Genomic DNA, 9,944 nt, shown 5'->3' with positions numbered 1-9,944 from the left:
CGGCGCAGCAGGTCCCGCATGACCGGGGTCAGCGGCGCGTCCCCGGCCACGGGTGCCGCACCGCCGTCGAGGGCCCGCGCCCGCGCCGCGATCCCGGCGACCGTCTCTCCCTCGAACACGTCCCGGGCACTCAGGCCGAGCCCTCGGCGCCGGGCCCGGGACACCACTTGCAGCGACACGATGCTGTCCCCGCCGATGGCGAAGAAGTCGTCGTCGGGGCCGATTTCGTCGGTGCCCAGGATGTCCCGGAACACATCGAGCAGCAACGCCTCGGCTTCGGTGGCGGGTTCGCGCCGCGCGGCGGCCGTGGTCCCGGGGTCCGGCAGCGCGGCGGGGTCGAGCTTGCCGCCGGGGGTCAGCGGCAGCCGGTCGATCGGCACGAGCACCGCCGGCACCATGTGGTCGGGCAACTCCTGGGCCAGGCAGGCGCGCAGCCGCGCGGTGTCCAGGTCGGCGCCGTCGGTCGGGATGACGTAACCGACGAGCCTGCCCTCCCGCATGATCACGGCGCAGGCGCGCACGTCGGGGTGGCCGGTCAGCGTGGACTCGATCTCGCCCAGCTCGACGCGGAAGCCGCGGACCTTGACCTGGTGATCGGCACGGCCGAGGAACACCAGCTGTCCGTCCGGCCGCCACCGCACCAGGTCGCCCGTGCGGTACAGCCGCTCGCCCGGCGGGCCGAACGGGTCGGCCACGAACATGGCGGCGGTCAGACCGGGGCGGCCGAGGTAGCCGCGAGCCAGGCTCGGCCCGCCGAGGTACAGCTCGCCCGTCACGCCGACGCCGACCGGCTGGAGTCCGCCGTCGAGGACGTAGGCGCGGACGTTGGGGTCGGGGCGGCCGATCGGCAACGGTCCGGCGTCGTCCGGGTCGTAGTGCCAGGTCGTGGAGTTGATGGTGACCTCGGTCGGCCCGTAGGCGTTGAACAGCGCCCGGCGGCCCTCGCCCCAGCGTCGCGCCAGCTCGGGGTCGAGGCGCTCGGCACCGACGACGAAGAACACATCGGGGTCGACGGTGCGGTCGTCGGGCATCGCGGCCAGGAACGACGGGAGCAGGTTCACTCCGGTCACCCGGTGCTCGACGATGTAGTCGAGCAGTTCGTCGCCGGGGACGCGCACCTCCTCGGGCGCGATCACGGATGTGCCGCCGGAGAGCAGCGGGACCATGGTCTGCCAGAACGCGACGTCGAAACCGGTCGACGCGAAGTGCAGGTACCGGTCGTGCTCGGTGACCCCGACGACCTCCTCCTGCAACGCGATCAGGTCGGGCACGCCCCGGTGGGTCACACCGACGCCCTTGGGCCGCCCGGTGGTGCCGGAGGTGTAGATGACATAGGCGAGCGCGTCCTCGGTGAGCCCGGCGCGTGCCCCGGCCGGGTCGGTGTCCGGCACGGCGGCGAGGGTGGCCGGGTCGTCCAGCCGCAGCACCGGGATCTCTCGGTCGACGGGCAGTTCGGCGCCGGTCGTCACGGCGGCGGCCGGGGCGATGTCGTCGAACATGTAGGCCAGTCGCTCCCGCGGGTAGCTCGCGTCCATCGGTACGTACACCGCGCCCGCCTTGGCCACACCGAACAGTGCCACGGTCATCTCGATGTCGCGTCCGAGCAGGACCACGACCGGGTCCTGGGGCCGCACCCCGCGCTCGATCAGCGCGTGGGCGACCTGGTTGGCCCACCGGTCCAACTCGGTGTAACTCAGGCTGCGGTCGCGGCAGACCAGTGCCTCGGCGCCGGGCCTGCGGCGCACCTGGGCGGCGAACTCGTCCAGCCAGTGGCCGCGGGCCCGGGCGGGGACGACGGAGGTGCCGGTACGCAGCATCCGCGCCCGCTCGTCGGGGTCGAGCACGGGCAGCCGGATCGCGGGGCGTGCCGGGTCGTCGACGATCTCCCGCAGAAGGTTGTGCAGCCAGCGGCCGTAGTCGCGCACGGTCTCCGCGGCGAAGGCGCGCGGCTGGTGACCCAGGCCGATGGTGATCTCCTCGTCCGGGATCACGATGACGGTCAGCGCGTAGTGCGTGGCGTCGGTGATCTCCACCCCGGTCAGGTCGAGCCCGGGGGCGAGCGGGGTGCGCTTCCGGCTGGAGAGCGGGAAGTTCTCCATGACCAGCATCGTGTCGAACAGCTCGCCGATGCCCACCGCCCGCTGGATCTCGGGCAGGCCCACGTGGTGGTGCTCGGCCAGTGCGACGCTCTCGGCGTGCACCTGGGCCATGAGGTCCAGCACGGTCTGGTCCTGGGTGTGCCGGACGCGCACCGGGATCGTGGTGCCGAGCTGTCCGATCATCGACTCCACGCCATCGACCTCGGCGGGCCGTCCGGACACCGGGCAGCCGAAGACGACGTCGCGGCGCCCGGTGAGTCTGCCCAGCAGCAGGCCCCAGGCCGTCTGGAGCACCGTCGTCAGGGTGACGCCCTGTTCGCGGGCGAACGCGCGCAGCCGGTCACTGAACTCTCGGCCCAGCCCGACGGTCTCGCGGCCGGGCCGCTCGACGGCGGTGCCGGTGCTCGCGGGTGCCAGCCGTGTCGCGTCGTCGAGGCCGGCCAGCGCGTCCCGCCACGCGGCGAGCGATGCCTCCCGGTCCCGGCCCGCCAGCCACCGGAAGTACTCCGGCAGCGGCGGGGCGGCAGGTGCGGCGGGGCCGCCGCTCAGCTCGGCGTAGACGGCGAGCAGGGTGCGGCCGACCAGTGGCATCGACCAGCCGTCCAGCAGGGCGTGGTGGTTGGTGATCACCAGTTTGTGTTCGGCGGGCCCGATCCGGGACAGCAGGAAGCGGATCAGCGGCGGCCGGGCCGGGTCGAACGGGCGCTGCAGATCGGCGCGGGCCGCTTCGGGGAACCGGTCGTCCTTCCGCCAGTCCAGGGCGACTTCGGCGGGAATCACCTGCACCACGTCGTCGCCGGCCGTGCCCAGGTACACGCGCAGGGCGGGGTGGCGGCGCAGCAGTTCGTGTGCGGCCTCGGCCATCCGATCCGGGTCCAGCTCGCCGGCCAGGGTGGTCACGGCCTGGACGACGTAGACGTCGGTGTCGTGGTCGTCGCGGACCAGGGTGTGGAAGGACAGCCCGACCTGGAGGGGGGTGGCGGGCAGTACGTCGGCGATGCGGCCGGTGCGTTCGAGGGCGTCGATGGCGGGCTGGTCGAGTCCGACCAGCGGGAGGTCCGACGGGGTGAGGCCGCCCGGGGTGTGCAGCGCGTGCGCGGCCAGCGTGTCCAGAACCTCGGCCCAGGCCTGCTGGAGCGCCGCCACGGCGTCGGTGCCGAGCACCCCGGTCGCGGCGGTCCACTCGACGGCGAGCCGTGGGACGCCCTCCTCGTGGACGAAGCAGTTGAGAGCCAGCACCTGTTCCAGGGCCTTGGCGCCGGGCTCGATCACCGAGAAGGCGTCGTGCTCCGGCAGGCGCCATCCCGTTCCGGTCAACGGGGTGAACCGGCCGAGGTAGTTGAGCAGTACGTCCGGTGGCGGGGAGGCGGCGAGCTCGTTGCCGGCTTCCGGATCGAGGAAGCGCAGGACGCCGTAGCCGACACCGCCGTCGGGTACGCAGCGCCTGGCCTCCTTGGCGGCGCGCAGCGCCTGCCGTACGTCGTCGGACGCGGGGACACGTACCGGGAACTCGCTGGTGAACCAGCCGACGGCGCGGGACAGTTCGAGGTGTTCGCGGCCGTGGCCCTCCATCGAGACGGTCACCGCGTCGTCGCGCAGGCCCCAGCTCCGCAGGGCGAGGACGAGCGCGGCCAGCAGCACCTCGTCGACACCGGCGCGGTACGCCGCGGGCAGGGTGGTCAGCAGCGCCTCGGTGGCCTCGGCCGAGGCCACGGTGACCGACCGGTGGGCGGTCGACACCGTGTCCCGTGTCCGGTCCAGCGGGCGGGCGCCCAGCCGGGACGCGGAGCCGAGCGCGGTCCGCCAGTGGTCGAGTTCGTCGCGCCGCGCGCCGGATTCCCCCTGCTCGGCGAGGAGCATGGCGTGCCGCCGCCAGGACGTCCCGACCGGTTCGAGGGTGCCGCCCGTGCAGGCCGTGTACAGGTCGGGCAGCAGGATGCGCCAGGACACGCCGTCCATGGCGAGGTGGTGCACGACGACGACCAGCCGGTCCGGTGTGTCGTCGCCGGTGCGGAGCAGGGCCGCCCGCAGCAGGTCGCCCGAGCGCGGGTCGAGTTCTCCCGCCAGCCGCCGGGCCAGGTCGGTCACGTCCTCGCCGTGGGCCTCGCCGGCCACGGCCCGTACCGCGCCGCGGGGCAGTATCTCCAGGCCGTCGCCCGCCCGCAGCCGCAGCGCGTCGTGGTGGTCGAGCACGGTCTGCACCCCGGTGACCAGGTCGTCGTGGTCGAGTCCGTCGACCCGCAGGGCGGTCCACTGGGCGTATCCGGCGACGACGTCCACGTCGGGGTGCGGGTCGAGCAGGCCGCGTGCGATCGGCGGAGCGGGCACGGGCCCGATCGGGTCGTCCACCGGCTCGGGAGCCTCCGACAGCAGTTCGGCGGAGGCTGCCAGCGCGGCGAAGCTGCGGCGCGCCAGCAGATCCCGCGGCCGCAGTCCGATGCCCGCCGCCCGCAGTCGGCTGCTGACGGTGATCGCGGTGATGCTGTCCCCGCCGAGGGCGTAGAAGTCGTCGTCCACGCCGACCCGTTCGACGTCGAGCGCCTCGGCCAGGACCGCGCACAGCAGCCGCTCCCGCTCGGTGCTCGGCTCCCGGCCGCCGCGTGGCAGCACGGGTGCGGGCAGGGCGGTGCGGTCGAGCTTGCCGTTGGGTGTGACCGGCAGCCGGTCCAGTACCACCACCGCCGCGGGCACCAGGTGTTCGGGCAGCCGCCCGGCCAGGTGGGCACGCGCCTCGTCCCCGGTGACCGTGGTGGACACGACGTAGCCGACCAGCCGGGACGACCGCACCGCGGCGGCCGCCGCGGTGACCCCGGGCACCGCGGCGAGCGCCGCCTCGACCTCGCCGGTCTCCACCCGGTGGCCGCGGATCTTGACCTGCCCGTCGCCCCGGCCGCGGTACTCCAGTCCCCGGCCGGGTACCCACCGGGCCAGGTCGCCGGTGCGGTACATCCGCGCGCCCGGCGCGCCGAACGGGTCGGCGACGAAGCGCTCGGCGCTCGCCCCGGGCCTGCCGAGGTAGCCGCGGGCCAGGTGCGGGCCGGCCAGGTACAGCTCGCCCGGTGTGCCGTGCGGCACCGGTTGCAGCGCGCCGTCCAGCAGGTAGATGCGGGTACCCGCGAGCGGGTGGCCGATCGTCGGTTCGTCGCCGTCGATCCGCGCGGTGGTGCTGTCCACGGTCGCCTCGGTCGGCCCGTACATGTTGCGTGCGGTGATTCCCGACTCGGTGATCCGCCGCCACAGCGCGGGCGGGGTGGCTTCTCCGCCGAGGACCAGCAGCGTCGGCCGCCGGTCCAGCAGGCCGGCGTCGATCAGTGGTGAGGCCATCGACGGCGTGGTGTCCACGATGTCGATGCCGTCGCGGGCGTACGCGGCGAGCAGGGCGTCGGCGTCGCGGGCGGTCTCGGTGTCGTAGACGTGCAGTTCGTGTCCGCACAGCAGCCACACCAGATGGTCGAACGCGGAGTCGAAGGCGAACGAGTAGGTGTGAGCGGCGCGCAGCCGCCGGCCCGCGGCCCGCTCGGCCTCCGCGACGACCGTCGACCGCTGGTGGTGCAGCAGCGCGGCCAGGCCGCCGACCCGGCCGAGTACGCCCTTGGGGCGTCCGGTCGACCCGGAGGTGTGGATGACGTAGGCGAGGTGTTCGGGGTGCCGGGGCCCGGCCAGCTCATCGGCCGTCAGGGGCGCGCCGGACAGCCCGGCGGCCTCGCCGAGCAGGGTGTGCCACGACACCCGCCCGGTGCTGGATCGTCCCGCGCCGGTGGTCAGTACCAGCACGGGGCGGGTGTCGTCGATCAGCTCGCGCAGCCGCTCGGGCGGGTACGCGGTGTCCAGGGGCAGGAACGCGGCGCCCGCGTCCAGCACCGCCAGCAGGGCGACCACCGAGTCGGCCGAGCGGGGCAGCGCGAGCGCCACGACGTCGTCGGCCCCGATGCCGCGGGCCCGCAGCGCGCGGGCCAGCCGGTGCACCCGTTCCGCCAGCCCGGCCGCGGACAGCCGGTCGTCACCGCACACCAGGGCCGTACGCCCGGGATCGGCGGCGGCCATGGTGTCGAGCGCGGCCGGCACGTCCACCGGGGTGCCGGGCAGCGCGGGCGGGCACCAGTCCGCCGGCAGCCGGTCCATGTCGTCGGTCAGGGCGATCCGCCCGACGGGCAGGCCGTCGGTCAGCCCGGACAGCAGTGCCCGGAGCCCGGAGAGCAGGCTGTCGACCGCGGCCTGGTCCTTGGCGCGGGCGTCGACCTCGAAGCCGAGCAGCAGCCCGCCGTCACGGGTCGGCAGGACGCTCAGGCCCATGTCCTCAGGCGGGCCGCCGGCCACGTTGCGCATCACACCGTCGGCGCCGGCGAAGTCGATCGTCAGGTCGAACGCCTTGAGGTTGATCCCGCGCCCGTGCAACAGCGCGCCCGCACCGGGCACTTCGAGGTCCCGGGGCAGGTCCTCGCCCCGGTACCGCTGGTGGTCACGCATCTCGCGCATGGCGGCGGCGACCCGCCGGCTCAGCTCCCCGAGCCCGTCGCCCCCGCGCACGGTCACCCGCAGCGGCAGCACATTGACCGCCATGGCGGGGGTGCGCAGCTCGGTCGAGCCCGCCCGGCACATCAGCGGCAGCGCGAACACCACGTCGGTGCGGCCCAGCATGCGGTGCAGGAAGGCGGCGTAGCCGGCGATCAGGGCCTCGCCCCAGGTGACGCCCTCCTTGTCGGCGAACGCGCGCAGCCGGGCCGTCTCGTCGGGCGGGACGACGGCGCGGGCAGTCAGGGTGCGGCCGGGCGGACCGGCCGCGATGTCGGGATCACCGAGGTCGGGGAGCGGGGTGAACCGCTCGACCCAGTACGCGCGGTCCTCGGCGAACCGGTCGCTGTCCCGGTAGGCCCGGTCGGCGGCGACGAGGTCGGCGAAGGCGCCGAAGGCCGGCCGCGGCGGCTCGGTCCCGCGCACCAGGGCGGTGTAGCGGGCGGCGGTGCGGCGGGCGAGCATCGCGGCGGTGTAGCCGTCGAAGACCAGATGGTGGCCGAGCTGGGTGTACCAGGCCTCGTGGTCGGACAGCCTGATGACGGTGCGTGAGTACAGCTCCCGGTCCACCATCTCCCGGCATGCCTCGGCCGCCCGGCCGCGTTCGGCGTCGACGAGCGCCTGGGCCGCGGCCACGGGATCGGCCGCGCCGCTGACGTCGACCACCCGGGGCAGCGCGACCGGCTCCTGGCTGACCGCCTGGCGTGGCCCGTCCGGGGTGTCGTACACCCGCAGCCGCAGGGTCTCGGCCTCTTCGGTGGTCGCCCGGACCGCCTCCGCCAGCGCGTCCGTGTCGACCGGCTCGCCGCCGGATATCTCCACCACGTCGCCGACCAGGTAGTACGGCGAGTCGGGTTCGAGGCGCTGCGCGTTCCAGATGCCCAACTGGGCACTGGTCAGGGCGAGGAGGCCGTCCGAGGACACGCTTGCGGTGCTCAACTTACTCTCCTAGAAGTGTGGGAACGACCATCGGTGTGCCGGTCACCGGGTCGGGGACGATGACGCTCGGCAGGTCGAACACGTCCTTGATCAGCGCGGCGTCCACGATGTCCCCGGGGTCGCCCTCGGCGACCACGCGGCCGTCCTTCATCGCGACCAGGTGGTCGGCGTACCGGCACGCCTGGTTGATGTCGTGCAGGACCGCGATCACCGTGCGGCCCTCGTCGCGCAGCCCGGCCAGCAGGCCGAGCAGCTGGTACTGGTGGGTGATGTCCAGGAACGACGTGGGTTCGTCGAGCAGCAGGTAGGGCGTCCGCTGGGCGAGCACCATGGCCATCCACACCCGCTGCCGCTGTCCGCCGGACAGTTCCTGCACCGGCCGGTCGGCCAGGTCGCCGACACCGGCGGCGGCCATCGCCCCGTCGACGGCCTCCTCGTCGTCCTTCGACCACAGCGCCAGCATCGACTGGTGCGGGAACCGTCCCCGGCCCACCAGTTGCCGGACCTTGATGTCGTCGGGTGCCAGCGGGTCCTGCGGCAGGAAACCGAGTTGCTTGGCCAGTGCCTTGGTCGGGTAGCGGCCGACTTCGCGGCCGTCGAGTTCCACATGGCCGGAGTCGGGGCGCAGCAGCCGGACGAGCGCACTCAACAGGGTCGACTTCCCACAGGCGTTGGGGCCCACGATGGCGGTGAACGCGCCGTCGGGGACATCGAGGCTCAGCCGTGTGGACACGACCCGGTCTCCGTAGCGCAGGGTGATTTCCCGCGCCGTCAGGCGTGCGGTCACGCGCGCCTCACCTCCTTGGTCAGCAGCCAGATCAGGTAGCAGCCGCCGATCGCGGTACTCACCACGCCGACGGGCAGTGCGACGGGCGCCAGCAGCATCTGGGCGATCAGGTCGGCGCCCAGGAGCAGCACCGCCCCGGTCAGCGCGGCCGGGAGCAGCGGCACTCCGGCCGCGCCCGCGAGCCTGCGGCCGATCTGCGGGGCGGCGAGGGCGATGAACGCGATCGGGCCGGCCACCGCGGTCACCGTGGCCGTGCAGCCGACGCCGACCAGCACCATCAGCAGCCGCAGCCGGTCGAGTCCGACGCCGGTGGTGACCGCGATCGCGTCGCCGAGCGATGCCTGGTGCATGGCGTGCGCCCGCGAGGCCATCAGGGTCAACAGCACGGCGATCACCGTGAACGGAATCCCCAGGTCGGCCCAGCCCACGCCGTTGAGTGAGCCCGCGCTCCAGCCGACGGCGGCGATCGCCACCTCCAGCTCGGCGCGCAGCACGATCCACGAGTTGATCGCGGTCACCATCGCGTTGAACGCGATTCCGATCACCACCAACCGCAGCCCCGAGAAGCCCCGTTCGAACGACAGCAGGTAGATCGCGGCTGCGACGACCAGCCCGCCGAGCACCGAGCCGGCGGCCAGTTGCGCGGATGTGCCCGACAGCACGGTGATGGCGACCAGGGCGCCGGTGTAGGCGCCCGCGTCGAGGCCGATGACGTCCGGGCTGCCCATCGGGTTGCGGGTGAGGTTCTGGAAGATCGCCCCCGCCACACCGAGTGCGGCGCCGAAGACCAGTCCGGCCAGCACGCGCGGCAACCGCCAGTCCCGGATCACCACGGAGTGATCCGTTCCGGTCAGCGCGGCGAAGACCCTGCCGGGAGTGGACCATGACGCCCCGTAGCACAGCCCGAGCAGGCCCAGGCCAAGCATCAGGGTCACCATGACCGCGGTGAGCAGCACGGTGCGGCGTCCGGCCCTCGGTACGAGTGTGTTCACAGCGATCCCGCCCCGTAGCGGCGAACGGCCCAGATGAGCATGGGGCCGCCGAGGAACGCGGTCACGATGGCCACCGGCACCTCACCGGTGGGCAGCAGCACTCGCGAACCGATGTCGGCGACCAGCAGCAGGATCGGCCCCAGCACCATCGTGTAGAGAATCAGCCACGGCACCGAGCCCGCCGCCGGTTTACGGACCAGGTGCGGCACGATCAGCCCGACGAACAGGATCGGCCCGGCCACCGCCGTCGCCGCCCCGCTGAGCACGGTGATCAACACCAGGGTGGCAGCCCGTACCCGGCCCACGCCCGCACCCAGTGCCTGCGCCACGCTCTCGCCGAGCGTCAGGGCGTTGAGCGCCCGGCTCAGCAGCAGCGCGCCGAGCAGGCACACGGCGATCGCGGTCAACGGCAGGGCCAGCGGGGCCTGTTCGCGGGCCGCGAGCGATCCGACCGACCAGAACCGGTAGGTGTCGAAGACGTCCGGGAGCATCAGCCGCATGCCCAGCGCGACGCCGCTCAGCACCGCGGTCAGGGCCACGCCGGTGAGCACCAGGCGCAGCGGTGAGCGCTGCCCGACCGCGGCGACCAGCAGCGCCGCGAGCACCGAGCCGGTG

4 protein-coding genes are annotated in these 9,944 nt (G+C 73.8%); all 4 read right to left on the bottom strand.

The window, feature by feature from the left end; genetic code table 11:
* Positions 1 to 7,550, bottom strand: a 7,550-nt coding sequence (locus ABZY11_RS39615; RefSeq protein WP_356483820.1) for an amino acid adenylation domain-containing protein, incomplete at its 3' end; no start/stop codon positions are given.
* Position 7,551: 1 nt separating this feature from the next.
* Complete coding sequence (locus tag ABZY11_RS39610; RefSeq protein WP_356483819.1) at positions 7,552 to 8,337, bottom strand: ABC transporter ATP-binding protein; 786 nt, start codon at positions 8,335 to 8,337, stop codon at positions 7,552 to 7,554.
* Entirely contained in the window at positions 8,334 to 9,275 is a 942-nt protein-coding gene (locus ABZY11_RS39605) for an iron chelate uptake ABC transporter family permease subunit (protein WP_356483821.1), read from the bottom strand. Before ABZY11_RS39605 ends, ABZY11_RS39610 begins: the two co-directional genes overlap by 4 nt.
* Before the next feature lie 50 nt (positions 9,276 to 9,325).
* On the bottom strand, positions 9,326 to 9,944 hold a 619-nt coding region (locus ABZY11_RS39600), incomplete at its 5' end, for an iron chelate uptake ABC transporter family permease subunit (protein ID WP_356483818.1).

Origin of the sequence: Streptomyces sp. NPDC006510 (assembly GCF_040611955.1) — a bacterium.
Classification (GTDB): Bacteria; Actinomycetota; Actinomycetes; order Streptomycetales; family Streptomycetaceae; genus Streptomyces.
Note: the sequence above shows the minus strand (reverse complement) of the source record. Positions and strands in the feature narration are given on the sequence as shown.